This is a genomic window from Helicobacter pylori, assembly GCF_001653455.1.
Taxonomy (GTDB): domain Bacteria; phylum Campylobacterota; class Campylobacteria; order Campylobacterales; family Helicobacteraceae; genus Helicobacter; species Helicobacter pylori_A.
In genome coordinates this window covers 49,476-76,222 of the sequence record NZ_CP011486.1, presented here as the reverse complement: position 1 = coordinate 76,222, position 26,747 = coordinate 49,476, and the positions used below count along the sequence as shown (strand labels likewise).

General features: G+C 38.5%; 22 protein-coding genes and 2 pseudogenes. 14 read left to right on the top strand and 10 right to left on the bottom strand.

What is annotated here, in order from left to right; all coding sequences use genetic code 11:
- The first annotated feature begins 1 nt into the window (after position 1).
- From ureB to AA977_RS00340, 6 genes are all read left to right on the top strand, one after another.
- Complete coding sequence (gene ureB, locus AA977_RS00365) at positions 2-1,711, top strand: urease subunit beta (RefSeq protein WP_064434141.1); 1,710 nt, start codon at positions 2-4, stop codon at positions 1,709-1,711.
- 190 nt (positions 1,712-1,901) lie between these two features.
- Positions 1,902-2,489, top strand: a complete 588-nt coding sequence (ureI, locus tag AA977_RS00360) for an acid-activated urea channel protein UreI (protein WP_000901267.1) — start codon at positions 1,902-1,904, stop codon at positions 2,487-2,489.
- A 1-nt stretch (position 2,490) separates the two neighbouring features.
- A complete protein-coding gene (gene ureE / locus AA977_RS00355; protein WP_064434140.1) occupies positions 2,491-3,003 on the top strand; it encodes an urease accessory protein UreE in 513 nt (170 codons plus the stop codon).
- Between the two features lie 22 nt (positions 3,004-3,025).
- Positions 3,026-3,772, top strand: coding sequence for an urease accessory protein UreF (locus tag AA977_RS00350; RefSeq protein WP_033754072.1), 747 nt, complete (start codon positions 3,026-3,028; stop codon positions 3,770-3,772).
- A 30-nt stretch (positions 3,773-3,802) separates the two neighbouring features.
- Complete coding sequence (gene ureG / locus AA977_RS00345) at positions 3,803-4,402, top strand: urease accessory protein UreG (protein ID WP_000238766.1); 600 nt, start codon at positions 3,803-3,805, stop codon at positions 4,400-4,402.
- The gene (locus AA977_RS00340) at positions 4,402-5,184 is read left to right on the top strand and encodes an urease accessory protein UreD (RefSeq protein WP_064434139.1); all 783 of its coding nucleotides are present in this window, start codon (positions 4,402-4,404) and stop codon (positions 5,182-5,184) included. Before ureG ends, AA977_RS00340 begins: the two co-directional genes overlap by 1 nt.
- 279 nt (positions 5,185-5,463) lie before the next feature.
- Here the strand turns inward: AA977_RS00340 and AA977_RS00335 are convergent, their stop codons facing one another.
- The 10 genes from AA977_RS00335 to AA977_RS00290 all read right to left on the bottom strand — a co-directional run bounded on the left by AA977_RS00335 (position 5,464) and on the right by AA977_RS00290 (position 15,780).
- Complete coding sequence (locus AA977_RS00335; RefSeq protein ID WP_064434138.1) at positions 5,464-7,917, bottom strand: FtsK/SpoIIIE domain-containing protein; 2,454 nt, start codon at positions 7,915-7,917, stop codon at positions 5,464-5,466.
- Positions 7,910-8,281, bottom strand: a complete 372-nt coding sequence (locus AA977_RS00330) for a hypothetical protein (RefSeq protein ID WP_064434137.1) — start codon at positions 8,279-8,281, stop codon at positions 7,910-7,912. Before AA977_RS00330 ends, AA977_RS00335 begins: the two co-directional genes overlap by 8 nt.
- Position 8,282: 1 nt before the next feature.
- Positions 8,283-8,708, bottom strand: a complete 426-nt coding sequence (locus tag AA977_RS00325; protein ID WP_064434136.1) for an SMI1/KNR4 family protein — start codon at positions 8,706-8,708, stop codon at positions 8,283-8,285.
- On the bottom strand, positions 8,678-10,492 hold the full coding sequence (locus AA977_RS00320) for an HNH endonuclease (protein ID WP_064434135.1): 1,815 nt from the start codon (positions 10,490-10,492) through the stop codon (positions 8,678-8,680). Before AA977_RS00320 ends, AA977_RS00325 begins: the two co-directional genes overlap by 31 nt.
- A 10-nt stretch (positions 10,493-10,502) precedes the next feature.
- A complete protein-coding gene (locus AA977_RS00315; protein WP_020971752.1) occupies positions 10,503-10,763 on the bottom strand; it encodes a hypothetical protein in 261 nt (86 codons plus the stop codon).
- 15 nt (positions 10,764-10,778) lie between these two features.
- On the bottom strand, positions 10,779-11,345 hold the full coding sequence (locus AA977_RS00310; protein ID WP_064434134.1) for a hypothetical protein: 567 nt from the start codon (positions 11,343-11,345) through the stop codon (positions 10,779-10,781).
- Positions 11,342-13,759: a hypothetical protein gene (locus tag AA977_RS00305; RefSeq protein WP_064434133.1), complete on the bottom strand. Its 2,418-nt coding sequence runs from the start codon at positions 13,757-13,759 to the stop codon at positions 11,342-11,344. Before AA977_RS00305 ends, AA977_RS00310 begins: the two co-directional genes overlap by 4 nt.
- 16 nt (positions 13,760-13,775) lie before the next feature.
- Positions 13,776-14,501 carry a coiled-coil domain-containing protein gene (locus AA977_RS00300; RefSeq protein WP_064434132.1) on the bottom strand — a complete coding sequence of 242 codons (726 nt, stop codon included), beginning with the start codon at positions 14,499-14,501 and terminating at the stop codon, positions 13,776-13,778.
- Positions 14,461-14,961, bottom strand: coding sequence for a hypothetical protein (locus AA977_RS00295; protein ID WP_064434131.1), 501 nt, complete (start codon positions 14,959-14,961; stop codon positions 14,461-14,463). Before AA977_RS00295 ends, AA977_RS00300 begins: the two co-directional genes overlap by 41 nt.
- A 603-nt stretch (positions 14,962-15,564) precedes the next feature.
- Positions 15,565-15,780 (bottom strand): hypothetical protein, encoded by a 216-nt coding sequence (locus AA977_RS00290; RefSeq protein WP_000849482.1) that lies wholly within the window; start codon positions 15,778-15,780, stop codon positions 15,565-15,567.
- A 301-nt stretch (positions 15,781-16,081) separates the two neighbouring features.
- Here AA977_RS00290 and AA977_RS00285 point away from each other — a divergent pair, with 301 nt between their 5' ends.
- The 8 genes and pseudogenes from AA977_RS00285 (at position 16,082) to AA977_RS00255 (ending at position 26,710) form a co-directional block, all read left to right on the top strand.
- Positions 16,082-19,639, top strand: coding sequence for a bifunctional proline dehydrogenase/L-glutamate gamma-semialdehyde dehydrogenase (locus AA977_RS00285; protein WP_064435165.1), 3,558 nt, complete (start codon positions 16,082-16,084; stop codon positions 19,637-19,639).
- 23 nt (positions 19,640-19,662) lie between these two features.
- Entirely contained in the window at positions 19,663-21,153 is a 1,491-nt protein-coding gene (putP, locus tag AA977_RS00280; protein ID WP_064434130.1) for a sodium/proline symporter PutP, read from the top strand.
- A gap of 211 nt (positions 21,154-21,364) precedes the next feature.
- Positions 21,365-21,439, top strand: a pseudogene (locus AA977_RS08195) (DNA cytosine methyltransferase); the annotation flags it as partial.
- A gap of 126 nt (positions 21,440-21,565) precedes the next feature.
- Positions 21,566-22,348, top strand: coding sequence for a tsp45I type II restriction enzyme family protein (locus AA977_RS00275; RefSeq protein WP_021436750.1), 783 nt, complete (start codon positions 21,566-21,568; stop codon positions 22,346-22,348).
- 9 nt (positions 22,349-22,357) lie between these two features.
- Positions 22,358-23,389, top strand: coding sequence for a site-specific DNA-methyltransferase (locus AA977_RS00270; RefSeq protein ID WP_064434129.1), 1,032 nt, complete (start codon positions 22,358-22,360; stop codon positions 23,387-23,389).
- Between the two features lie 344 nt (positions 23,390-23,733).
- A pseudogene (locus AA977_RS00265) lies at positions 23,734-24,951 on the top strand (HNH endonuclease).
- Positions 24,948-26,015: a DNA cytosine methyltransferase gene (locus AA977_RS00260; protein WP_064434128.1), complete on the top strand. Its 1,068-nt coding sequence runs from the start codon at positions 24,948-24,950 to the stop codon at positions 26,013-26,015. The pseudogene AA977_RS00265 and the gene AA977_RS00260 overlap by 4 nt, the downstream one beginning before the upstream one ends.
- Positions 26,012-26,710: a DNA-methyltransferase gene (locus AA977_RS00255; RefSeq protein ID WP_064434127.1), complete on the top strand. Its 699-nt coding sequence runs from the start codon at positions 26,012-26,014 to the stop codon at positions 26,708-26,710. The genes AA977_RS00260 and AA977_RS00255 overlap by 4 nt, the downstream gene beginning before the upstream one ends.
- Positions 26,711-26,747: the final 37 nt, after the last annotated feature.

Below are 26,747 nucleotides of genomic sequence, written 5' to 3'. Positions count from 1 at the left end.
AATGAAAAAGATTAGCAGAAAAGAATATGTATCTATGTATGGTCCTACTACAGGCGATAAAGTGAGATTGGGTGATACAGACTTGATTGCTGAAGTAGAACATGACTACACCATTTATGGCGAAGAACTTAAATTCGGTGGCGGTAAAACTTTAAGAGAAGGCATGAGCCAATCTAACAACCCTAGCAAGGAAGAATTAGATTTAATCATCACTAACGCTTTAATCGTGGATTACACCGGTATTTATAAAGCGGATATTGGTATTAAAGACGGCAAAATCGCTGGTATTGGCAAAGGCGGTAACAAAGACATGCAAGATGGCGTTAAAAACAATCTTAGCGTGGGTCCTGCTACTGAAGCGCTAGCCGGTGAAGGCTTGATCGTAACGGCTGGTGGGATTGACACACACATCCACTTCATTTCACCCCAACAAATCCCTACAGCTTTTGCAAGCGGTGTAACAACCATGATTGGTGGCGGAACCGGGCCTGCTGATGGCACTAACGCAACCACTATCACTCCAGGTAGAAGAAATTTAAAATGGATGCTCAGAGCGGCTGAAGAATATTCTATGAACTTAGGTTTCTTAGGCAAAGGTAACGCTTCTAATGATGCAAGCTTAGCCGATCAAATTGAAGCCGGTGCAATTGGCTTTAAAATCCACGAAGACTGGGGTACCACTCCCTCTGCAATCAACCATGCGTTAGATGTTGCGGACAAATACGATGTGCAAGTCGCTATCCACACAGACACTTTGAATGAAGCCGGTTGTGTAGAAGACACTATGGCAGCGATTGCTGGGCGCACTATGCACACTTTCCACACTGAAGGCGCTGGCGGCGGACACGCTCCTGATATTATTAAAGTAGCCGGTGAACACAACATTCTACCCGCTTCAACTAACCCTACTATCCCTTTCACCGTGAATACAGAAGCCGAACACATGGACATGCTTATGGTATGCCACCACTTGGATAAAAGCATTAAAGAAGATGTTCAGTTCGCTGATTCAAGGATTCGCCCTCAAACCATTGCAGCTGAAGACACTTTGCATGACATGGGGATTTTCTCTATCACTAGTTCTGACTCTCAAGCGATGGGTCGTGTGGGTGAAGTTATCACTAGAACTTGGCAAACTGCTGACAAAAACAAAAAAGAATTTGGCCGCTTGAAAGAAGAAAAAGGCGACAACGACAACTTCAGAATCAAACGCTACTTGTCTAAATACACCATTAACCCAGCAATCGCTCATGGGATTAGCGAGTATGTAGGCTCTGTGGAAGTGGGCAAAGTGGCTGACTTGGTATTATGGAGTCCAGCATTCTTTGGTGTGAAACCTAACATGATCATCAAAGGCGGATTCATTGCGTTAAGCCAAATGGGTGATGCGAACGCTTCTATCCCTACCCCACAACCGGTTTATTACAGAGAAATGTTTGCCCACCATGGTAAAGCTAAATACGATGCAAATATCACTTTTGTGTCTCAAGCGGCTTATGAAAAAGGCATTAAAGAAGAGTTAGGGCTTGAAAGACAAGTATTACCGGTTAAAAATTGCAGAAACATCACTAAAAAAGACATGCAATTCAACGACACTACCGCTCACATTGAAGTCAATCCTGAAACCTACCATGTATTCGTGGATGGTAAAGAAGTAACTTCTAAACCGGCTAATAAAGTGAGCTTGGCGCAACTCTTTAGCATTTTCTAGGATTTTTGGGAGTGTTTCTCCCTAAATCTTAGTTTGTAGCTCCCTAATTTTTTGATTATCAAAGGATTGGGGGCTTTTTTTGTTTTTATTTTTGATCAATTTACTATTTTTCTTTATGATTAGCTCAAGCAACAAAAGTTATTCGTAAGGTGCGTTTGTTGTAAAAATTTTTGTTTGGAAGGAAAAGGCAATGCTAGGACTTGTATTGTTATATGTTGGGATTGTTTTGATCAGCAACGGGATTTGTGGTTTGACTAAAGTTGACCCCAAAAGCACTGCGGTGATGAACTTTTTTGTGGGTGGGCTTTCCATTGTATGTAATGTGGTGGTCATCACTTATTCCGCACTCCACCCTACAGCCCCTGTAGAAGGTGCAGAAGATATTGCTCAAGTATCGCACCATTTGACTAGTTTCTATGGGCCAGCTACTGGGTTATTGTTTGGTTTTACCTACTTGTATGCAGCTATCAACCACACTTTTGGTTTGGATTGGAGGCCTTACTCTTGGTATAGCTTGTTCGTAGCGATCAACACTGTTCCTGCTGCGATTTTATCTCACTATAGCGATATGCTAGATGACCATAAAGTATTAGGCATCACTGAAGGCGATTGGTGGGCTATCATTTGGTTGGCTTGGGGTGTTTTGTGGCTTACTGCTTTTATTGAAAACATCTTGAAAATTCCTTTAGGGAAATTCACTCCATGGCTTGCCATCATTGAAGGTATTTTAACCGCTTGGATTCCTGCTTGGTTGCTCTTTATCCAACACTGGGTGTGAGATGATCATAGAGCGTTTGATGGGCAATTTAAGGGATTTAAACCCCTTAGATTTCAAGGTGGATTATGTGGATTTAGAATGGTTTGAAACGAGAAAAAAAATCGCTCGCTTTAAAACTAGGCAAAATAAAGACATAGCCATACGCCTTAAAGACGCTCCCAAGCTGGGTCTCTCTCAAGGGGATATTTTATTTAAAGAAGAGAAGGAAATTATCGCCATCAATATCTTGGATTCTGAAGTGATTCACATTCAAGCTAAAAGCGTGGCCGAAGTAGCCAAAATATGCTATGAAATAGGAAACCGCCATGCAGCCTTATACTATGGCGAGTCTCAATTTGAATTTAAAACACCATTTGAAAAACCCACGCTAGCCTTATTGGAAAAGTTAGGGGTGCAAAATCGTGTTTTAAGTTCAAAACTGGATTCAAAAGAACGCTTGACCGTGAGCATGCCCCATAACGAGCCTAGTTTTAAGGTCTCACTGGCGAGCGATTTTAAAGTGGTAATGAAATAAAAAGTAGGATAAAGGAAAAAGCGTGAAAAGCACTAAAAAAGACACGAGCGTGCCGCAGAAAACCCCTACTCCAAAAGCGGGTAATCATGTGGATAATGAATTTTTAATTTTGCAAGTCAATGATGCAGTGTTCCCTATTGGCTCTTACACGCATTCTTTTGGGTTAGAAACTTACATCCAGCAAAAAAAGGTTACCAACAAAGAAAGCGCTTTAGAGTATTTAAAAGCCAATCTCTCTAGCCAATTCCTTTACACTGAAATGTTGAGCTTGAAACTCACCTATGAAAGCACCCTTCAAAACGATTTGAACAAAATCTTAGAAATTGAAGAGATTATCGCATTATCCACAAGCCCCATGGAATTAAGATTAGCCAATCAAAAACTAGGCAATCGCTTCATTAAAACCTTGCAAGCCATGAACGAATTAGACATGGGTGCGTTTTTTAACACTTACGCTCAAAAAACCAAAGACCCAACCCATGCCACTAGTTATGGCGTTTTTGCGGCGAGTTTGAAGATTGAATTAACAAAAGCCTTAAGGCATTATCTTTATGCGCAAACTTCTAACATGGTGATCAACTGCGTTAAAAGCGTCCCTTTGTCCCAAAATGACGGGCAAAAAATCTTATTGAGCTTGCAAAGCCCTTTTAACCAGCTCATAGAAAAAACCCTAGAATTAGACGAAAGCCACCTGTGCGCGGCAAGCATTCAAAACGACATTAAGGCGATGCAGCATGAGAGTTTATACTCGCGCCTTTATATGTCTTAAATTTTAACCTCAACATTGAAAGGAAATTTTATGGTAAAAATTGGAGTTTGTGGTCCTGTAGGAAGCGGTAAAACCGCCTTGATTGAAGCGTTAACGCGCCACATGTCAAAAGACTATGACATGGCGGTTATCACTAATGATATTTACACTAAAGAAGACGCCGAGTTTATGTGTAAAAATTCGGTGATGCCACGAGAGAGGATTATTGGCGTAGAAACAGGAGGCTGTCCTCACACCGCCATTAGAGAAGACGCTTCCATGAATTTAGAAGCGGTAGAAGAAATGCATGGCCGTTTCCCTAATTTGGAATTGCTTTTGATTGAAAGCGGAGGCGATAACCTTTCGGCGACTTTTAACCCAGAGTTAGCGGACTTTACGATTTTTGTGATTGATGTGGCTGAAGGCGATAAAATCCCCAGGAAAGGTGGCCCAGGAATCACGCGCTCAGACTTGCTTGTCATCAATAAAATTGATTTAGCCCCCTATGTGGGAGCGGACTTGAAAGTCATGGAAAGGGATTCTAAAAAGATGCGCGGCGAAAAGCCCTTCATTTTTACAAATATCCGCTCTAAAGAAGGTCTAGATGATGTGATCGCTTGGATTAAGCGCAACGCTTTATTGGAAGATTGATGACTACTTACGCTCAAGATTCCAAGCTCAGGCTAAAAACCAAAATAGGGGCTGACGGGCGGTGCGTGATTGAAGACAATTTCTTCACGCCCCCCTTTAAACTCATGGCGCCTTTTTACCCTAAAGACGATTTAGCTGAAATCATGCTTTTAGCGGTAAGCCCTGGCTTAATGAAAGGCGATGCGCAAGACATGCAATTGAACATCGGTCAACATTGCAAGTTAAGGATCACTTCGCAATCCTTTGAGAAAATCCACAACACCGAAGACGGGTTTGCTAGCAGAGACATGCATATTGTTGTGGGAGAAAACGCTTTTTTAGACTTCGCACCTTTTCCCTTGATCCCTTTTGAAAACGCGCATTTTAAGGGCAATACCACGATTTCTTTGCATTCTAGCTCCCAGTTGCTTTATAGTGAAATCATTGTCGCTGGGCGAGTGGCACGGAATGAATTGTTCCAATTCAACCGCTTGCACACTAAAATCTCTATTTCACAAGATGAGAAACCCATCTATTACGACAACACGATTTTAGATCCAAAAACCACCGACATGACCAACATGTGCATGTTTGATGGCTATACGCATTATTTGAATCTGGTGCTTATCAATTGCCCTTTAGAGCTGTCTGGTGCGCGAGAATGGATTGAAGAAGCCGAAGTGGATGGGGCAGTGAGCGAGATCGCTAGTTCTCATTTATGCTTAAAAGCTTTAGCGAAAGGCTCAGAACCCTTATTGGCTTTAAGAGAAAAAATCGCTCGTTTAGTCACGCAAAAAATTTAAAGCTAAAAATCTAAAAAGACTAAACCCTTTAGTCTTTTTGACCCCTTTTTTTTAAAAACCTTATTCAGCGATTGGATTGAATACTGCTAATTCATGGGATATATCCCCATTCGTATCTAAGAAGCGTGCAAAGTTACGCTTTGGAAATATGATGCGTGAAAGAGAATGCGTTAGAATTCAAACTCTGTAAAATCCCTACTATAGGGACACAGAGTGAGAAACTCTTCCCATGGGCAACATCAACCTAAAAAGCCCAAGCGTTTTTAGCGGTTGGGCGCTTCACTCTGTAAAAGGCCTGAATTCCGTAACGCTGTCTTTAGAAGCGTCTATGAAGAGCGCGTTGTGTTTGGTTTTTAATGATAAATCGTTTTCCCTAGCGTGCAAGCTTTTGATGGCCCTTAAGCTTTCATCATTGCACCCAAAAGCTAGGCATTGCTTGAAGTGGCTTTTCAACAAATCTTTCAAACTACCACCAGGATTGTAATTTGAAGAAATTTGCTTGAGATCATGTGCAAAAATGACGCAATACTGCTCGTTGTCGGTGGCTTTTTCTAAAAACGATTTTAATTTCTCCAACCCTGCTTTATCATGCAATTCCTTCGCTTCGTTTAAATTGTCTATCATTAACACGCTATTAGGGATTGCAACGCTATCCAAAGCGTTTAAAGCGTTTTCTCTAGGTGCAATGCCGTATTCTTTTGTGTCAAAATACCTCATAAGGCGTTTTTCTGCATTGCAAAAAATCCATTCTTTATCTGCGCTTTTGATGTTTTGGGCTAAAAGCTTCATTAAAATTGCACGAGATTCTATGTTGTTGCTCACCACCAACAAATGCGATTCGTTGTTTTCAAACCCAATCATAAAGTCCTTTTGTTCGTAATCCACCCCTTTTCCTAGATGCAAGCGCATTGCATTAGCTTTAAGAATATTAGGTATTTTTAAACGCTCTTCACCATTATAGATTTTATGCTCTATGGGGTCAAGACCTCTTTGGTTAAATTCAGTATGGATTTTTTGGATAAAGGCTTTGAAATCATCAGGGGCTTTAGGGATACTCATCTTGGTGTGGTATTTTTTATGCCCTCCGTTGTTGTTAAAAATGCCTTCTGGCATGACAAGCTCACAAGCCGCATCATCGCCCAAAACGCTATCGCTATCTTCTGCATCCATAGGTAAAGCGATGCGGTTAGCGATTTGAGCCTTAAGGCTGCTACTGATATTAGTGCCGCGCATGGTTTGAGTGGCTAAGATTAAATGAATCCCATAGCTACGGCCCTTTTTAAGCAGAGTGTTTAAAGATCGTTCCACGCTCTCTTTCCCTTTAGTGGAGTTATTGCTAAAAAGCACCTGAAATTCATCAATCACGACAATCAGTCTGGGCATTTCCTCATGCTTTCTATAATCTTGTAAATCTTTCACCCCAAATTGCTTGAACAGACTGGCTCTTTTTTCCATTTCTTTACAAAGCCAGCTTAAAAAACTAATGCCAAAACCTACCGAACTTTCCACGCTCACCAACCTCGCATGCTCTAAAGGATTCGGATTGGTATAGGCGTTAAATTCCACCCCCTCTTTATAGTCTAATAAAAAGAGTTGGACTTCATTGGGCGCGTAGTAGAAAGCTAAATTTTGAATCAACACATGCAAGAAATTGGATTTCCCGCTCCCGCTACGCCCGCAAATGAGCGTGTGGTTTTGCGCTTTACCGATTTCAAAACGCACTTCTTTATGGTTAATATCCCACCCCACCGGCACAACCACTTCATCCTGGGAGCTTTTCGTCCAAAATTCACCCTCTCTTTGCAGGTCTTTCAACTCCCTTTTAACTTCTTTTTTTTGCTCGTAATACGCTTTGATTTTATCAGCGAATTCTTTCATGTGTTGGGATTGGATACCTTGATCGTTGATGACTTCTACATTAAGATATTTTAAGCGTTCAAAACTTGTCCTATCCCTAAAAAACTCCGCATGTTTTTTCAAATCTTCTGCGGATTTATTGTTTTTTTCGCTCTCCAAATTGACAAAGCTCAAAACCCCATTTTGAGAACCAAAACGCATGATCTTTTCCAAATAATAAAGCGCGTCTTTATTCAAAGCGTCTATCCCGCTTAAAAAAAGCGCTTTTAAAGGCAAAGGGTCTGTAGCGTTTTCATTATAATGTGCAAAATCTTTATAACCGGCTAATTTTTCTTGCAAATTAACCTTTAAATATTCATACAAATGTTTTAAAGCTTCTTCTATTTCCTTGCTTTCAGTTAAAATCCTTTGTTGGTAAATAAAGTCATTGTCTCTACTTAAAAGCCTTCTGGCCAGATTGAAAATGCCCCCCAAACTCAGTGCATCAACTAAGATCACTTCCAGTTGCACTAAAGGCGCACTAGAGAGTAAGCGCATGAGCATTTCCCTCAAAAACTGCCCGTCTCTTTCGCTCTCTATACACAAACTTTTAGGGGGGAAAGGATAAACTCTGGGCAAATAAAAGGGTTCAAAAACCTGATTGGCGCCATTCTTGCCTTTAACCTCCAACAAGCCGCAACTCAAAAATCTGGGGTAAGAACTCGTCTCATTAAAATAAAGCGTCTCTCCAAATTGCGCTTGAACTTGTCTGATACTCTTTTGGTATTCTTGAATTTGATTGAAGAGCGGGTTAAGAAAACTCTCTGGCTCTTTTTTAGCGCTCACTTTTTCTAGGTCATCGTCTAATTTTTGCAATAAAGCATTCACATCAATCATCTTTACCCTTAGATTTTAAATATTTATCGGATTTTAAATATTCATCATAGCGTTTATTGGCTTCTCTTTCATGCTCTTTGGCTTCACGCATAAGCTTATCGATCTCGCTTTGTGAATGGAAATTCGTATCAATTTGCCTCACCAAACGCTTGGCTTCTTCAATATGATCGTTGATTTTTCTTCTTTCGTGTTGGGTTTCTTGCTCTAAAATTTCTAAATCATGCACGCATTTAAGCATCTCCTCTAGCACTTCATTTCTAAGTTTCTGCCCTAAATCATCTTGCATGGCGTTTTCTGTGAAATCATCGCAAATCTTTCTTAATTTAAGGGTGCAACCCTCCCAAAAAACTTTATGAGAAAACATTTTAACCCCTTGATTCTAATTTTTTTAAAAACATTTTAAGATGCAACAATACATGCTTTGAACCATCATCAGTGTCTAAAAACAGCACCACATCAGTGCTCGTATTCAAAAGATAATACCCTCCATACCCGTCATTAGCGAAGATGATTTCTTCAGGCTCTAAAAATTCTTTCAAGCTCTGCATAAGAATAACCAATAAACTCTCGCCCTCTAAATTGAAATTCAAAACATGTTTGAACGCATAAGTCTCATTGCCCACCATGAAAGAACGCCATTGGCTAAAACCATGATTTGATCGCTTGATAAAGTCCTTAAACGCATCGCTCAAAGCCACTTTGAATCGATCTTCTACCCCTTTAAGGGCATTTTCATTGAGCGGCTCTACAAATTCCCAATTCAGTTCTGAGTTTGCAGGAATTGTTTCCATAGTGAATATCCTTTCGTGTGTTTCACCCCTAATAATAACTCTTCTCTCACTAACGCCACATTCCCTAAAATATTTGCATCAAAATGCCACAAATACCCCCTAGGAATGAACCCTTTTGCGATTTGCTCCAACTCTATTGCATCAAAGCCCAAATCCTTATCCGTGGCTTGTAAAGCCTTTAAGGCATGATGAGTGCATGCGGTTTTACTTAAATTTTCTAAAGGCACAATCACGCTAAAAACGCTATCAAACTCCGCTAAACGCAACTCATTGAATTTGACCTCATCAGGGTAGGGGTTTTGCTCATCTGCAATAAAGCCCTCTTTTTTGCTTTCTAAAAACTCGCCATAGTCCAACGCTCGTTGCTTGTAATTTTCATAAAGCTCTAAAACGGGTGCTATTTTTTGGCTCAAATTTTCTGTAAACCCCTCTAACTCTGTTTCTAACTGATCAAAGGCTTCATTGAGAGCGTTCAAATCGTTAGGGGATTCTTTGACTTTTTCCATAAAACTTTCTAAAGCTTTTTTGCAGTTTTTAATGCAATGCTTTTTGGCTAAAGTCAAGCTTTCATTATAAGCATGCACGCTTAAATCGCTTGGCATCAAATCTTCTAAATTCTTTTCAAATTCTCGCTCTTTAGAGGCTATCATGCGTTCTAAATCATCGTTAGATAAAGCGCTAGTTTTATCTTTCAAGCTCAAGCCTCCATCAAAAGAGTCCATCAAATTCTTTTCAATTTCTCGCTCTTTAGAGGCTATCATGCGTTCCAATTCATCGCCAGATAAAGCGTTTTGATGGATTTTGTCTTTCAATTCAGCGTATAAAGCATGCAAAGAAGCGCTAAGATTTTCCCTCAAGCCCTTCAAGCGTTCATCATCTGCAACTCTTTCTAACTCTGTTTTTAAACGATTAAAGGCTTCATTCATGGCGTTCAAATCGTTGGGGGATTTTTTGACTTTTTCCGTAAAATCTTGTAAAGCTTCCTTAATGTTTTTAGCGCAATGTTTTTTGGCTAAAGTCAAGCTTTCAATACCAACGCTCATCAAATCCAATCCATGCTCTTTAGGGGTTGTGGCGCAATCTCTATGAGAAGAAGCGCTGATCTTGTCTTTCAACTCAGCGTATAAAGAAAAGCTGAAATCTTCCCTCAAATCTTTCAAACGCTCATCACAAACCTTTTTGTTAGCGCTATTAAAGATCGTGGGGCTTTCAAAATCGCGCTCTTTCAAACTTTCTGGAGGTGCAATATCGTATCTTTCATCTATCGCCGCACTCGCATAATTCAAACGCTTGATAAATTCCTGATGCCTATCCGTATAAAACCCTAACCTGCTTTTAACGCCCTCCCAAGATCCCTCCACAAGATCCCTACTCGCTCTAGCTTGATTGGAATAGATTTCAAGCGCTCGCTCTAATAGATCCACATTCCTTTTGCATTTTTCTGTGTCTTCTTTCATAAATTTCAAAATCATTTCAGCGATTGTAATGGCTGCTGCAGCGGCCACTCTAGCAGGAGGCCAAATAAACGAGAGGACAGAAGCGGTTTGCAAGCCTTTTAAAACAAATCCAGCGTCATCTTCATTCCTTTTGGCTCTTCTTAATTCTTCTCTAGCGCCTTGCAATTGCATTTCAATTTTTCTGCGTTCTATTTGGATTTCTCGCGCGTAACGATCAAGATCTTTGATAAAACCACCACACTTTTCTTCTTGCAAGGATTTTTTAAAATCCCTGCAAGCTTTAACGATTTTTTTGACTTCTTCTGTGTCCGTTTTCCATTCAGCCATAAACCACCCTTTAATAATCTTCTTCTAAAACCCTAATCCTCTCTTTAAGCCATGCGATTTGCTCTTGCGCGGCTCCATCAAATTCATTGAAAGTGCTTCTCAAGTTGTCTATCACCTCGCTAAAATTATCCCTTTTAGCGTCTTGCCATGATCCTAAATTATGGAAATGGCTGCTCAAGCTGTTCACTTCCTCATTCATCAATTCCTTAAAGCGTTCTAAATGCCCTACAAATTCCCTAACCTCTTCGGTATCCATTTGCACTTTACTCATGCGTTTTCCTTTCTTTTAAAAATTTTCTTCATTAGAATCAGGCTTTTTATCGCCGCTGATTCTAATGCTTCCACCCCCATAATTAGAGGGTGGCGTGGGGCGAATCTCTAATACTTCGCCTCTTTCTCTTTTATATTTTTCTTGCTGGCTTTGGTGGTATGTTTTCATGTTTTCTATCGCAATTGTTTTATGATTGCTCCCTAAATCAGCGTTGGTGAGCAATTTTTTAGCGCCATTACCCAAGCTATTCAAATGCCCATCTTCTATCTTAAGGGACAGATTCAAACCCTTAAAATTCTCTAAAGCCTCCACCAGCTCTACCACAAGCTTTCTGTCCCAAATGGAATTTTTCAAGTCTTTGCATAGGGAAAAAACCTCGCTTAAAGATTTATGGTCATACAAAAACAAAAGGTCTAAATTTTCTAAAAATTCCAAGTTGCAACGCTCTTTAAAACCTTTTAAAAAGCCCTCTTTTAACGGCACAAAACCTTCCGTGATATTAATTAGCCCCTTATCTTTGGTGTGTTTAAACACCATGATGCTTTTTTCAATCACGACAAATGCATACGCTGGCTTGTTCATGATAGTTTCTCCACTGCGCTTTCATAGATTAGCTGGTTGTCTTTAAACAGCCCCACTTTAATGCTTTGTGAATCCACGCAACACACCTTCACATCCACATCTTCGCATTCTTCTAGCACTATGCGAATAATTTGCGCATCTTGAACGGGCAAGGTGTTGGTGTTTGCTAGGGCTTTATCGCTGTATCGTATCTCTAAAGTGTCATAGCCTCCCCATTCCTCTTTAGCTTGAAAGAGTTGGTATTCATTGGGTTTTAAAGAATCCCGATGGATTTTAGCGTGAAACTTCCCTTCCATTTCAATACCCAAATCGTATTTAAACACAGGATTAGCGCTTATAGAGGGCATTTCAATCCCTTTAGGCCTAGGCCTGCTTTCTAAAAGCCCGAAAACAACCCCCGTTTTGCAAGTAGGCTTTAAGTAAGCAGCCGTTTTAGAAACATCTTCTCCTGTAAGCGCTAAAATCTGTTTGTCTGATTTTTCTGTGCCTAATGGCTCATAAAGAATGAATTTAAAATCATTTTTAGAAACCTTTTGCTGGTAATCTTTAAGCTCGCTTTCTATCGCCTCTTCAAACGCTTGTTTGACCAGCACCGACTGGCTTGCATTCCCTCCTAAGAAAATATGAAACGCTTTGCATTGATCGTCAATGTTTTCAGCCATCACTTTAGAAAATCCTGCAAAGAAGTTTAAAACGCCTTTATTGATCTTGTCTTTTAAGAGGTTTAAAAGCTCTTTGCAATCTATTAGAAGTTCGCAATCCTTTCCTACCCCATTCTTATCAAGCAGCATGATTTTAAAACTCTCTTCAAAATCTTTTATCTTTACTTCTTCATTTTCTTCTATCGCTTCTAAAGCATGGTCGTCTAAATTCTCTAAAAAAGGGCGTAATTTAGAAGCAATCGTTTGCAAATTCAAGCGCGCTTCTCTGGAATTTTGCATCAAAGATCCAAAGCGTTGCGTATCAACCCCGTCATAGTTGGGTTTAGCGATAACCACCTCTTTTTCTTTTAGCGTTTGAAAATTTTGAGCATACACTTCCCAAGCCAACAATTCCAATAGGTTTTCACCGCCTAAAAATTTATCCCCTCCATTGCTAAAATGCGTCATCTTGTAAGCGAATTTAGGGTTGGCGCTTTTTTCCCATTTGCCAAAGTCAAAATCCGTCGTCCCACCCCCAAAATCAAACACCCCGTAATAAACCGGTTCCTCTAAGTTTTCTAACTTAAAAAACCCATAGCTTTTTAAAGCGCTAATAGCATACGCAAAAGGCTCGCTCGCTCTTAGTTCCACTTTGAAATTTTTAGCCGTTTTTTCATCGTCAAAAACATGCCTGGGTAAGGATTTTTTCAAACCTTTTTCAAAACTTTCTCTGATTTTTTCAGCCTGATGTTTTTCATACTTGATGGGATAGGATAAAAAGTATTTCAAAAACACGCCATTATGCATGTTGTTGATGCAACGGCCGATGCAGTAAGCATAGATTTCTATGGGGTTAAAATCCTTGCAATCAGCAAAGCTTTCTAAAGAAAAATCCTCATTCAAATCCCTAAAATTCTGTTTTTCATCCGATCCAGCCCATTGTTTTAATTTAGAAAAAAACCGATACAAATCATTGCCTTTAACGCCTGCAGTATTCTTTTGGGCTTCATGCGCCACTTCTATATCGTTTCTTTCTGTGAAAGGGCGGTGCTTTAGCGCATCGTATTCTGTAATAAATTTTTTTCTGTGCCTAAACTCTACGATCGTGGGGTTTTCAAATTTTTTAGCACTTTCATCATCAGTATTCCCAATAGAAAGCAAGCGGTATCGCCCGTCCTTATCCATATAGCTTGCAGTCGTGCTTTTAGTCCCAAAGTCAATAGCGACAATATCCGTTTTCAAATCGTCTTTATGCAAACTGGAGCGCGCATAAAACTTACCTTCTAAATGATCAAATCTAAACGACACGCTTTCTTTACTAGCGCAAGGCACCTCCAAATCCCAATGCCCTCCATTCAAATCCTCTAACCTGGTTTGGCTGTATGGTTCAATGCCTACCGCTACAGAATCCACTTCAAGCATCATCTTTTTAAAGGTTTCAAAATCCACATACACATTATTGTTAGAAACAAAATCTAAAGCTTGTTCTACAAGCTCATTACTGATCGTTTTAGCCGCGCTTAAATTTTCTAGGATTTTTTGATCTCCATCAGAAAGATACCTTGAAGAAGCGCTATGATTGACAATGGCATGCATCACTTCTATCGCTTTTTTAAACTTGGTTTGATCTTCTGTTGACACTTCTTTTTTGAAATTTAGCGGAATGTTCTCGCTCTCAATGATCTTGCTCTCACCTGCTAAAGACCAATAGCACAAAGTCTCTACTAAGGGGTGACCAAGAGGCAGTGTTAAACTCTCTAGGGGTTTTACCATGATATTTCCTTTATTGTTATTTTAAATCGTGTTGCGTTCTTTCTGCATTAGCGTTCAAACGCTCTAATTCATCGTTTTGTTGTTGCAATTGTGAGTGCCGCTCTTTCACATCTTCAACCTCCTTTTTGAGCTTTATGTTCTCTTCTTCTAATTTTCTCTTTTGGGATTTTAAATCCCTATTCTCGCTCGCAAGACGCTTGTTGTGCAAGTCCAACTCGCTTTTGGCTTCCATAGCCTCTAATCCCTTTAAGCGCGCCATTTCTCGCTCCAACTCTGTTTTTTCTTCGGCTATTTTTTCTTTAGCTTGCCGTAATTGGTTGTTAGCGTTCTCTAAATTTTTTTGAGCGCTTTCTAATTTTTTGAGTTTGTCAGTTAGCTGTTGGTTGTCTTTTTCTAAATTAGCGCATGTTTCTTCTAAAAACCCACACGCACCTTGCAATTGCGTTCGCTCTTGTTTGAGGCTGCCCTGCTCTTTATTGAGCGCGATAACTTGGTGGTTGAGCCTGTCATTTTCAGTTTTCAGCGCAGTGTTTTTGCTGGCTAGCTCGGTGTTTTCTCTAGTGAGCTTTTCTTTTTCTGTGAATAACTCATTTTTTTCTGCAATTAGCTTGCCTTTTTCTTTAAATAGCTTGGCTTTTTCGCTTTCCAAAAGATTGATGCGCATTACTAGTTTTTCCTTTGTTGAAGACAAATAAAACATTTCACCCTCCCATATCCACGATACTAGGCTTAATTGCGTCATTGTATGAATAGCCCCTTAAAACCACTCTTTGGATGTTTCCTGTGCTGCTTTGCTCTGGGTATAATGTTATGCATGCAGAGTTATAAGAGCTTGGCACTTCCAGACGCTTAAATTTCTTATCCTTGATGCACTCAAAAAGCAAATCAAACAATGCGACGAATTTTTCACCTTTATCGCTATTTTTATTCCTCAGCTCTTGTTGGGTTTTTTTATAAAACTCTTCCACATAGTATTTGCTGTCGCTAAGAACATACCCGATCAAATCCATTGCACTATGAGTGTCTTTGACAAACTCAAAACTCAAGCACTCTTTAACTTCCAAAAAGACTTCATAGAGTTTTTCTAATTTGTCGTATGGAGCGTGTTTTTGCTCTAGCTTGTCATTTTCTGTGGATAACCCGGCGATTTTGTTATTCAGATCTGTTTTATCTTTGATTAGATTTTCTTTTTCTGTTTTCATCTCGGCGTTTGCTTTAGTTAGATTTTCTTTTTCTGTCGTAAAGCTTCAAGATCACGGCTATTACTTTGTTTAAGTTTTCTTAATTCTTCCTCTGCATTTTCTAAATTCTTTTTTAAAGATGCATTTTCTTCTTGGAGTTGTTTAAACGCTTCCTCTTTTGGAGTGTCTTTTGAATTTTCTTGGGTGTCGTTAGAGGCATTTCCAAAAAAGAAGCCTATTAAACGAGAGAATTTCCTAAGGGGTTCAAGGTTTTTATATGATTCTTTTAATTCTTTAACTTGAGTTTCAAGCTCTTTAATTCGTTTTAAAAGCTCTTCATTTGTGGGGGGGGGGGGGTGGAAGCAGTCGTATTTTCTACAATATGAACGCCACTCATAAGAATATTTCCTTTTATGTTATATCAATGTTAAAAAGATTGTTATTATAATTTGAGAAAACTTAAAATGAGCTTTATTATCAGCACCCAAAAGCCAAGCGTTGCCACTAAAAAGTGCTCGCAACAAACACCTAATGCATGGCGTTTCATTAAGATAAGTTAAAAAGCGTTTTTAAAGCGGATTTAAAAATGGGTTTAGAAAAAAGAAAACCCCCTAGGATCTAGGGTTAAAGGCTAGTATCCCAGTGGTTTAGATTAGAAGAATAAGGGTCAAAAAGACCTGAAGGCATGTTGGTAGTGGTTTGTCTTTCTGTGTGGTGGGCTTCTTTTTTCATCGCCTTACCATCAACGCAAGCCAAACCTTGAGACTTAAAGCTAGAGCAACCACTCAATAACAACGCACCAAGCGCGCTAACCATCAAACCGTTTCTAATTGTTTTCATTTTATATCCTTTTGTTTTTAAATTTTTTCGTTTAATTCAAAATTGCTTTTAAAGCTTTTAAATTATACGGCGAGAATGATAAAATTTATTTTTAAACGAAAAGTAAATGAACTTTTTAAAAGATCAAAAATTCCTCCTATTTTGACGCTCAATCGGTAAATAATTACCACATTTAAATAAAACAATTTTAATAATTAAATTCATTTAGTATAAAAACAATCAAAAATTGAAAATCATTATTAAAAAACGCCCGTTTAAAACATGTTATAATCAAGCCAAATTCTTAAAAAAAGGTAAGCTCATGCAAAAAATCATTGACGATTCATTAGAATTAGCCAAAAAACTGCAAAATAATATCAGCCAACATTTGAGCGAGCAAGAAAAGGCGTTCCATTCTAAAATGCAAAAACTTTTAAACAACCCTGAAAATAAAGTCATGCTCATAGAGCTTATGGACAGGAGTTTCAGGTGCTTGGACAATAAAGCCCGCTTTGAAATGATTGAGCATGTTTTAGACAAATACAAAAGCCGTGAGATTTTTTCTTCATTTGAAAAGTTGCTTTTAATGGGGTTTTTAAGCTTTGGGAAAATGCTGCCCAATATGAGCGTGCCTTTCTTTGTCAATAAGATCAGAAGCGACACGAAAGCGATGGTTTTAGAGCAAGAAGAGGGCCAATTAAAAGAGCGGATTTTAAAAAGAAAAAATGAAAACATCATTTTGAATGTGAATTTTATCGGCGAAGAGGTTTTAGGCGAAGAAGAAGCGGCTGCGCGTTTTGAAAAATACTCCCAAGCCCTAAAATCCAACTACATCCAATACATTTCCATTAAAATCACCACGATTTTTTCTCAAATCAATATCCTTGATTTTGAATACTCTAAAAAAGAGATTGTCAAACGCTTAGACGCCCTCTATGCTTTAGCTTTAGAAGAAGAAAAAAAGCAGGGTATCCCTAAATTTATCAATTTAGACATGGAAGAATTTAGAGATTTAGAGCTAACAGTGGAGTCTTTTATGGAGTCCATTGCTAAATTTGACTTGAACGCTGGTATTGTGTTGCAAGCTTATATCCCTGATTCTTATGAATATTTGAAAAAATTGCACGCTTTTTCTAAAGAAAGGGTTTTAAAAGGGTTGAAACCCATTAAAATCCGCTTTGTTAAGGGAGCGAACATGGAAAGCGAAGAGACCATCGCTTCTATGAAAGACTGGGCGTTACCCACATTCTCTAGCAAGCAAGACACCGATTCTAACTACAATAAAATGCTGGATTTTGTTTTAGAGGGCGATAATTACAAATACATTCATATTGGCGCAGCAAGCCATAATATTTTTGAAATCGCCTATGTCTATACGCGCATCCATGCCCTTAATGACCCTGTTGTGTTGGAGCATTTTAGCTTTGAAATGCTAGAGGGCATGAGCTTGCAAGCGAGCCAGGAATTAAAAGAGATGCACAAACTCATTCTTTATGCGCCGGTGTGCGATGAAGCGCATTTCAACAATGCGATCGCTTATTTAGTGAGGAGGTTAGATGAAAACACCTCAAGCGATAATTTCATGAAAGCCTTCTTCAACCTCAAAGTAGGCACGAGCGAATGGAAAGACCAAGAGCAACGCTTTTTAAACAGCCTTAAAGGGATCGCTACTTTAGACAATGCCACCCACAGGACTCAAAATAGGAACGCCAAGCAAAGCGGGCACACCACTTACCCGAACAACTCTTTTAAAAACGAAAGCGATACCGATTTTATTTTAAAAGCCAACCGAGAGTGGGCTAAAAAAGTGCGCGAGAAAATGCATAACGCTCCTATTTTAGAGCTTTACCCAGAAATAGATGGGAGGTTTGAAGACCCTAATTTAACCCCTTTAGAAGTCTTTGATAAAATCCATCATAAAAAGATCGCTAGCGTGCATTTAGCCGATAAAGAAGCGATTTTAAAAGCCCTAGAAGTCGCTAAAAGCGATAAAAGCCGTTTCAGTCAAAAAAGCTTTGCAGAAATCCATGCCTTAATGAGCCAAGCCGCCCAGCTTTTTAGAGAAAGAAGAGGCGATTTAATAGGGATTTCGGCTTTAGAAGTGGGTAAGACTTTCGCTGAAACGGACGCTGAAGTGAGCGAAGCCATTGACTTTTTAGAATTTTACCCTTATAGCTTAAGGGTGTTGCAAGAGCAAAACCAAAAAACCCAATTCGCCCCTAAAGGTTTCGGCGTAGTCATTGCCCCGTGGAATTTCCCTGTGGGCATTTCCGCAGGCACTATCGCTGCCCCCCTAGCCGCTGGCAATCGGGTGATTTACAAGCCTTCAAGTTTGTCTAGCGTAACCGGGTATAAACTTTGTGAGTGTTTTTGGGATGCCGGCGTGCCTAGAGACGCACTCATTTACTTGCCCTCTAAAGGGAGCGACATTAGCGAACATCTTTTAAAAGATGAAAGTATTAAGTTTGCTATTTTAACCGGGGGCGAAGACACCGCTTACAAAATGCTTAAAGCCAACCCCACTTTAGCCTTGAGTGCAGAAACAGGCGGTAAAAACGCCACCATTGTGAGCAAAATGGCAGACAGGGATCAAGCGATTAAAAATGTCATCCATTCAGCTTTTAGCAATTCAGGGCAAAAATGCTCTGCAACTTCGCTTTTAGTGTTAGAACAAGAAGTCTATGAAGATGAGAATTTTAAAAAGACTTTAACGGACGCTACTTTAAGCCTTAGCGTGGGCGATCCTTTTGATTTTAAAAACAAAATCGGCGCTCTAGCGGACAAACCCAATGAAAAAGTCATTCAAGCGATGGAGGAATTGAAAGGCTATGAAAATTACGAGATCCCGGTAAGCTTTGTGAATGATAACCCCTATTTGATGAAACCAAGCATCAAATACGGCACTAAAAAGGGCGATTTCACGCACCAAACCGAGCTTTTTACCCCTATTTTATCCGTGATAAAAGCGCAAGATTTAGATGAAGCGATAGAAATAGTCAATTCTACCGGCTATGGGCTTACGAGCGCGTTAGAGTCTTTAGATGAAAGGGAGTGGGAATATTATTTAGAACGCATTGAAGCCGGTAACATTTATATCAATAAACCCACCACAGGGGCTATTGTTTTAAGACAGCCTTTTGGGGGGATCAAAAAATCCGCCGTGGGGTTTGGGAGGAAGGTAGGCATTTTTAACTATATCACGCAATTTGTGGATATTCACCAAGAAGAAGAGGATGATCACGCTTTAACCAACCCTTTAAGTGAAGCTTTAGAAAGACTAACTCAAAAAGGCTATGATGAGCATACGCATGAGTTGAAGCGCACGATTTTTATGGCAAAGAGCTACGCTTATCATTACAAGCATGAATTTAGCCAGACTAAAGATTATGTCAAAATCAGGGGCGAAGACAACCTTTTTTCCTACACTAAAGTTAAAAGCGTGGGTTATCGCATCACCGAAAAGGACACCTTAAGCGATATGTTGGGCGTTACTTTAGCGTGTTTAACCTCTCAAATCCCTTTAACAATCAGTGCAGAAAACGAGCATGCCAATAAAGATTTAGCCTTTTTCCTAGAATGCTTGAAAACGCTCCAAGCAAATGCCCCTATTGTTTATGAAAGCTTGCAAAAATTTAGCGAGAAATTGAACGCTTTCAATCGCATCCGCTATTTAAAAAGCGATCTAGATTTATTGCATGAGCGAGCGAGCGCTTTAGGGATGGTTTTAGCCACCGCTAAACCATGCTTGAATGGGCGTTTTGAATTGTTGTATTACCACTTAGAACGATCGGTTAGCATCTCTTATCATCGTTACGGGAATTTAGGATCAAGGGTTTTAAAGCAACCCACTTGCCACAAGTCATGTTGCACTGAAAAATAAAGATTGCAAAAAAGGAGATCAAAATGGGACATGTTGTTTTAAGCACCCCTATTGTTACGATGTTTATCGTTTATTCGCTGTTAATGCTCTACATTGGTTTTTATTTTTACAAACAAAATGAAACAACCGAAGACTATTTCTTAGGCGATCGCTCCATGGGTCCTGTGATTAGCGCTTTGAGCGCTGGGGCGAGTGATATGAGCGGGTGGCTTTTAATGGGGTTACCGGGCGCTTTGTATGTGGGAGGGCTTATCAACTCACACATCGCCATAGGATTGAGTTTGGGGGCACTCATTAACTGGGTTTTTGTGGCCAAACGCTTGCGCATTTATACGAGCGTGATCGCTAATTCCATCACCATTTCAGATTATTTTGAAACCCGCTTTAGCGATGACAAACACATTTTGCGCTTGATTTCAGCCTTTGTGATTTTAATCTTTTTTATTTTCTATATTTCTTCAGGGCTTGTGAGCGGGGCCAAACTCTTTGAAGCGACTTTTGGGATCCAATACACCTACGCTTTAAGTATCGGCACGCTGATTATTGTTTCTTACACCTTTTTAGGAGGGTATAAGGCGGTGTGCTGGACGGATTTGATTCAAGGGCTTTTGATGATGGGCGCTTTAATCGTGGTGCCGGTTGTGATGATCATCCATCTTGGGGGGATTGGAGAGGGCATTAAAATCATTAGAGAAATCAAGCCTGAAAACCTTTCTTTTTTGCAAGGCTCTAGCATAGTCGCTATTATTTCAAGCCTTGCTTGGGGGTTAGGCTATTTTGGACAACCCCATATTTTAGTGCGCTTCATGTCTATCCGCTCCATTAAAGATGTCCCTAAAGCGACCACTATTGGCATTTCTTGGATGGTCATTTCTTTGATTGGGGCATGCGTTATGGGGCTTTTGGGCGTTGCATATGTGCATAAATTTGATTTGAGCTTGCAAGACCCTGAAAAGATTTTCATTGTGATGAGTCAATTGCTCTTTAACCCTTGGATCACAGGCATTTTATTGAGCGCGATTTTAGCGGCGGTGATGAGCACGGCCAGTTCACAACTGCTTGTAAGCTCTTCTACCATTGCTGAAGATTTCTATGCGACGATTTTTAACAAAAACGCCCCCCAAAAGTTGGTGATGATCATTTCTAGGCTTTCGGTTTTAGGGGTGGCTTGCATCGCTTTTTTCATTTCAACGGATAAAAACGCTAGCATTCTTAGCATTGTGAGTTACGCATGGGCTGGCTTTGGCGCAAGTTTTGGCTCGGTGATTTTGTTTTCGCTTTTTTGGTCAAGAATGACACGAATCGGAGCGATTGCTGGCATGCTCTCTGGGGCTAGCACGGTGATTTTATACGACAAATTTGGCAAGAGCTTTTTGGATATTTATGAAATCGTCCCGGGCTTTATTGCAGCGAGTATAGCTATTGTGGTGTTTAGTTTGTTTTCTAGCGTGCGAGCAGGCACTAAAGAAGCTTTTGAAACCATGCTTAAAGAAATTGAAAGCTTGAAGCATTGAGATGAATGGATATTATTTAGTCTTTTAACGCCCCTATGCTTTTGGATAAAACTTTAACCTATATTTCTTTGTTTTCTGGGGCTAGAGCAAAAATTGAGTGGCGATTATATGCTTTATGATGAGCCAATCAATTCTAAACCCTTTAAACAAAAACTAATGGGCGTTATTTTATAATCCTTTTAAAAAATGAAAGGTTATTTTATTGCCCTCTGTGCTTGTTTCTCGCTTCTTAAACGCTATTGATCCCTTTAATTTAGGGGTGTTGTTGAGCCGTTTTCAAATCAAAATAGTAAGTTCTAAAAACTTATTTTTCAATCAAAAACACTTCTTAGCTTGAAATTATTTTTAGAAAATTAAGCAATATTTTTGTTACAATCTATGCAGTGAAACTATTTTCAAAAAGGTTAAATTGGTGAATTATTGGACAAAGCTAAGCATAGAATACGCCAATCAACGCTCCTATTTAGATGACTTGTTTCAAGTGTATCCTACAATTCCAGAAGGTTTGAGAGAAATTGATTCAAAAATTTGGTCTAATATTGAATATCATTTTAAACAAAAAGACAATTTAGCTTTAATAACTGAATTGCTTAATTTAGATTTATTTCCCATTAAAGATAGTTATATTGCCTATTTAAAACGAGATAAAAGCGCTTTAGAACGCAATCCAAGAACAATCAATCGCATTTGTGGGAGATTGTATGAAATGGGACTTAATAAAATTTTTGAAAAATGCAGTGAGCCAAAAGAAACAAACCGCCAAATCGGTCCTATGTTTAAAGATTGGCTCAATAATAAATCTTTAGGTGTTGAACCTGTAGATTTAAATGATTTTATAGCGAATGAAAACGATGCCATTTTAAGAGCAAGCGATAATATCATGGCAGAATTTGCCAAATCTCATTTAAATTATCACCATCATAAAGGGCTAGACTTCGTGGCAAGATTTAACAAAAAATATATTATTGGCGAAGCCAAATTTTTAACTGATTTTGGAGGACACCAAAACGCTCAATTTAACGACGCTATTAGCACAATTGAAACACCCAATATCAAAGCAATTAAAGTGGCTATTTTAGATGGCGTGTTATATATTGAAAGCAATAATAAAATGCGTAAATTGCTAGATACTATTTATAAAAACTATAATATTATGAGTGCATTAGTGTTACGAGAATTTTTATATCAAATTTGAATGAGAGAAATGCAAAACTTATTAATACAAGCAGAAAATTCAATCGCTCTACTTTTTTTGTTAAATGATAAAAACCTAAAAGGAAGAATAGATTTAATATATATTGACCCTCCATTTGCTACAAACAATCATTTTACTATCACAAATGGTAGAGCAACCACAATCAGTAATTCCAAGAATGGCGATATTGCTTATAGCGACAAAGTAGTGGGTATGGATTTTATAGAATTTTTAAAGCAGCGCTTGGTATTGCTTAAAGAATTGCTTTCAGAACAAGGCTCTATCTATGTGCATACAGATTATAAGATAGGACATTATGTTAAGGTAATGTTAGATGAAATATTTGGCATACAAAACTTTAGAAATGAAATCACACGCATAAAATGCAATCCTAAAAATTTTAAAAGAATAGGCTATGGTAACATAAAAGATATGATTTTATTTTACTCTAAAGGAAAAAATCCCATTTTTAACGAACCCAAGATCCCTTATACGCCACAAGATTTAGAAAAACGATTCCCTAAAATTGACAAAGATAAAAGGCGTTACACTACCGTTCCAATACATGCTCCAGGAGAAGTGGAAAATGGCGAATGTTCTAAGGCATTTAAAGGCATGCTACCTCCAAAAGGGCGGCATTGGCGCACTGATATTGCCACGCTTGAGCGTTGGGACAAAGAAGGTTTGATTGAATATTCTCATAATAATAACCCTAGAAAAAAAATTTATGCCTTAGAGCAAGTTGGCAGAAGAGTCCAAGACATTTGGGAATTTAAAGACCCACAATATCCAAGTTACCCCACAGAAAAAAACGCTCAATTATTAGATTTGATCATTAAAACCTCTTCTAATAAGGATAGTATTGTTTTAGATTGCTTTTGTGGTTCTGGAACAACCTTAAAATCTGCGTTTTTATTGCAACGAAAATTTATAGGTATTGATAATTCCGATTTGGCTATCCAAGCTTGCAAAAATAAGCTTGAAACAATAACAAAAGACTTGTTTGTTTCTCAAAATTTTTATGATTTCCTTGTTTTTTAAAGATTGTATTGGGTCAAATAACTTAAGCGGATTTTTCATATCCATTCCAATAAAGCTTGATACGAGTTGTCTTTATAGCCAAACTAATATAGCTCACTAGCTCAAGCATTTTAGCTATTTTGAAAAGTCAACGCTATTTCTCTCAAATTTTGTCCTAAGAAATCCAATTATGCACTTATTCAATATCGTAAGTCTTTTAACTTAAAGTTCTTTTTTTTAGAGAGTTTACCTTGGTCTTTCTTAAAACACACCTTATTAACAATATCCTAAACCCTTTAAACAAAAACTAATGGGCGTTATTTTATAATCCTTTTAAAAAATGAAAGGTTATTTTATCGCTCTATATGCTTGTTTCTCGCTTTTTAAACGCCATTGACCCCTTTAATTTGGGGGTGTTGTTGAGCCGTTTTCAAATCAAAAATGGTTGTATTTATGGGGTGTGTTCTTACAAGGCTTCAAAATTTATCGTTGGTTATGAAGAAAGTAAGCCAGAAGTTTTAAACGCTCTTAATATTTTAAGCGTGCATCCAATTTGGCAATCCAATAGCGAGAGCGTTACAAACATTAAAGGAACTTTTATTTTTGTTTTAGAAAACGACTTAAATTTAGATGAAAACTCTTTTTACAAGAAACTTTTAAACTCGCTCATAGACAACGACTTTTTTAGCCGCTCTCATTCAATGACGCCCGATCAAAAACTCTTTTTAAGCGGCTTTTTTGAAAGCAGGGGCAGTATTGATACGCAGCGAAATTTTTTAACTTTAGATTACTTCTTTCATAGCCCTTTAGAGTTTAAAAAATTCCATTATTTGATCGATCTTTTCCATATCCCTAGCGAAGTATTGAATTTTAATTTCAGGGAATTACAACCTGAACATGTGCAAGGCATTCACCAACGAAACGCTCAATTCAGGATTGATTTGGATTGGTATTTATACCATATCGGTTTGTTTAACCCCTATAAAAAGAAAATCGCTGATCGTATTTTTAACACGCCTCTTATTTATGATAATGGGTATTACAAATTAAGTTACCCGCCAAGAACAGAATATCGTGGTAATGGTTTTATAGAACGCGTTCATTTTTATTTTAAAAATATCTATCAGCAAGATTTGGACGACAAAAGCATTGAAAAATTAAGGGAGCAGCTAGGGTTTATTCAAAAAAGTGAGGAGTTTAGGCGAGATAGCCAAATCATCAATTTTTATCGCATTCCAACGCCTAATGTTTGCAGTGCATGTTATGATGACTACCCTATTAAAGAAAGAAGTTTTATTTCTTGGCCTTTATATAAAATCACTCAAAATCCTGATTCCTACTACACCGAAATACACCATGCGATTTCTTTGGGCAAAAACCAAGAATTAGATGTTTTAGAAAACCTCGCTAAGCTCTGCCCCACTTGTCATAGGGCTTTAAAAAAGGGGCTAGCGAAGAGGAATTTCAAAAAGAATTGATTGGAAAGATTTTAAAACGCAATAAAGACAATTTAGAGTTTGTTGCGTTTTGAAACCGATGATTTTTTAACGCTTATTAACAGAGTTTATGAAAACTTAAAATGAATTATAAAATCTTAGATTTGTTTTGTGGGGCTGGAGGTTTTAGCGCTGGGTTAGAGCGCTTAAAAGAGTTTAGCACTTTAATAGGGCTAGATTGCGATAAACAAGCCCTAAATACTTTTGAAAACAACCATAAAAACGCTGTGGGTATTTGTGGGGACATCACTCAAGCTGACATTAAAGAAAAAGTTATAGAGCTGGCTAAAAAGCTAGAAATCAACATGATCATTGGCGGGCCTCCCTGTCAAGGCTTTTCTAATAAAGGGAAAAATTTAGGGCTAAAAGACCCTAGAAATTTCTTATTCCTAGAATATATAGAAATAGTGAAAGCCATAAAACCAGAAATTTTTATCATTGAAAACGTGAAAAACCTAATCTCATGCGCTAAAGGCTATTTTTTAGAAGAAATTAAAGAAAGGTTGAACGCTTTAGGGTATCAATTAAGCTATCAAATCCTAAACGCTAAAGATTATGGCGTGCCTCAAAGTAGGGAGAGGGCTTTTATTGTTGGGGCTACTCATTTTAGTTTTGATTTTGATCTTTTAGAGCCTTCTCAAAGCGTGAGCGTTCAAGAGGCGATAAGCGATTTAGCTTATCTTCATTCTAATGAGGGGGCGTTTGAAAGCGATTATTTAAACCCTATCCAATCCAATTATCAAGCTTTAATGCGAAAAGATAGCCCTAAATTATACAACCATCAAGCCACCAACCACTCGCAAAGCGCTTTAGAAAAATTAAAGCTCATTGATAAAGAGCAAGGCAAAGAATGCTTGCCTAAAAATTTGCATGGCAAACAACAATTTAAAAGCACATGGGGGCGTTTGAGTTGGAATAAAATCAGCCCTACCATAGACACACGCTTTGACACTCCAAGCAATGGCACCAACTCCCACCCTGAATTGCACCGCTCTATCACGCCCAGAGAAGCCGCTAGGATACAAAGTTTTAGCGATGACTATATTTTTTATGGCAATAAAACAAGCGTTTGCAAGCAAATCGGTAACGCTGTGCCTCCTCTTTTAGCCCTAGCTTTAGGCAAAGCGATCTTAAAAAGCTTAAGAAAATGATACAAATTTATCACGCTAACGCTTTTGAAATCATCAAGGATTTTTACCAACAAAATTTAAAAGTGGATGCGATCATCACTGACCCTCCTTACAATATTTCGGTTAAAAATAATTTTTCTACCCTAAAGAGCGCTAAAAGACAGGGTATAGATTTTGGGGAATGGGATAAAAATTTCAAGCTTTTAGAATGGATCACACGCTATGCCCCCTTAGTCAATCCAAACGGCTGCATGGTTATTTTTTGCTCTTACAGGTTTATGAGCTATATCGCTGATTTTTTAGAAGAAAACGGCTTTGTAGTTAAAGACTTTATCCAGTGGGTTAAAACCAATCCCATGCCAAGAAACCTTAACCGGCGTTATGTCCAAGACACGGAATTTGCCCTATGGGCGGTTAAAAAGAAAGCTAAATGGGTGTTTAACAAACCCAACAATGAAAAATATTTACGCCCCCTGATTTTAAAAAGCCCCGTAGTGAGCGGAACTGAAAGAGTCAAACACCCCACGCAAAAAAGCCTGGCCTTAATGGAAAAAATCATTTCCATCCACACAAACCCCAATCATCTCGTGCTAGATCCTTTTATGGGGAGCGGCACCACCGGCTTAGCATGCAAGAATTTAAAGCGAAATTTTATCGGCATAGAATTAGAAAAAGAATATTTTCAAATCGCACAAAAGCGTTTGAATTTGTTTTAAAAACGCTATTTGAATGAGATTGTGTTATAGTTGCTTG

Bases quoted from the DNA above. Each gene is read 5' to 3' on its own strand.
- ureB (WP_064434141.1), top strand. From the start codon at position 2: ATGAAAAAGATTAGCAGAAAAGAATATGTATCTATGTATGGTCCTACT.
- ureI (WP_000901267.1), top strand. From the start codon at position 1,902: ATGCTAGGACTTGTATTGTTATATGTTGGGATTGTTTTGATCAGCAAC.
- ureE (WP_064434140.1), top strand. From the start codon at position 2,491: ATGATCATAGAGCGTTTGATGGGCAATTTAAGGGATTTAAACCCCTTA.
- ureG (WP_000238766.1), top strand. From the start codon at position 3,803: ATGGTAAAAATTGGAGTTTGTGGTCCTGTAGGAAGCGGTAAAACCGCC.
- AA977_RS00340 (WP_064434139.1), top strand. From the start codon at position 4,402: ATGACTACTTACGCTCAAGATTCCAAGCTCAGGCTAAAAACCAAAATA.
- AA977_RS00335 (WP_064434138.1), bottom strand. From the start codon at position 7,917: ATGATTGATGTGAATGCTTTATTGCAAAAATTAGACGATGACCTAGAA.
- AA977_RS00330 (WP_064434137.1), bottom strand. From the start codon at position 8,281: ATGTTTTCTCATAAAGTTTTTTGGGAGGGTTGCACCCTTAAATTAAGA.
- AA977_RS00325 (WP_064434136.1), bottom strand. From the start codon at position 8,708: ATGGAAACAATTCCTGCAAACTCAGAACTGAATTGGGAATTTGTAGAG.
- AA977_RS00320 (WP_064434135.1), bottom strand. From the start codon at position 10,492: ATGGCTGAATGGAAAACGGACACAGAAGAAGTCAAAAAAATCGTTAAA.
- AA977_RS00315 (WP_020971752.1), bottom strand. From the start codon at position 10,763: ATGAGTAAAGTGCAAATGGATACCGAAGAGGTTAGGGAATTTGTAGGG.
- AA977_RS00310 (WP_064434134.1), bottom strand. From the start codon at position 11,345: ATGAACAAGCCAGCGTATGCATTTGTCGTGATTGAAAAAAGCATCATG.
- AA977_RS00305 (WP_064434133.1), bottom strand. From the start codon at position 13,759: ATGGTAAAACCCCTAGAGAGTTTAACACTGCCTCTTGGTCACCCCTTA.
- AA977_RS00300 (WP_064434132.1), bottom strand. From the start codon at position 14,501: ATGACGCAATTAAGCCTAGTATCGTGGATATGGGAGGGTGAAATGTTT.
- AA977_RS00295 (WP_064434131.1), bottom strand. From the start codon at position 14,961: ATGAAAACAGAAAAAGAAAATCTAATCAAAGATAAAACAGATCTGAAT.
- AA977_RS00290 (WP_000849482.1), bottom strand. From the start codon at position 15,780: ATGAAAACAATTAGAAACGGTTTGATGGTTAGCGCGCTTGGTGCGTTG.
- AA977_RS00285 (WP_064435165.1), top strand. From the start codon at position 16,082: ATGCAAAAAATCATTGACGATTCATTAGAATTAGCCAAAAAACTGCAA.
- putP (WP_064434130.1), top strand. From the start codon at position 19,663: ATGGGACATGTTGTTTTAAGCACCCCTATTGTTACGATGTTTATCGTT.
- AA977_RS00270 (WP_064434129.1), top strand. From the start codon at position 22,358: ATGCAAAACTTATTAATACAAGCAGAAAATTCAATCGCTCTACTTTTT.
- AA977_RS00260 (WP_064434128.1), top strand. From the start codon at position 24,948: ATGAATTATAAAATCTTAGATTTGTTTTGTGGGGCTGGAGGTTTTAGC.
- AA977_RS00255 (WP_064434127.1), top strand. From the start codon at position 26,012: ATGATACAAATTTATCACGCTAACGCTTTTGAAATCATCAAGGATTTT.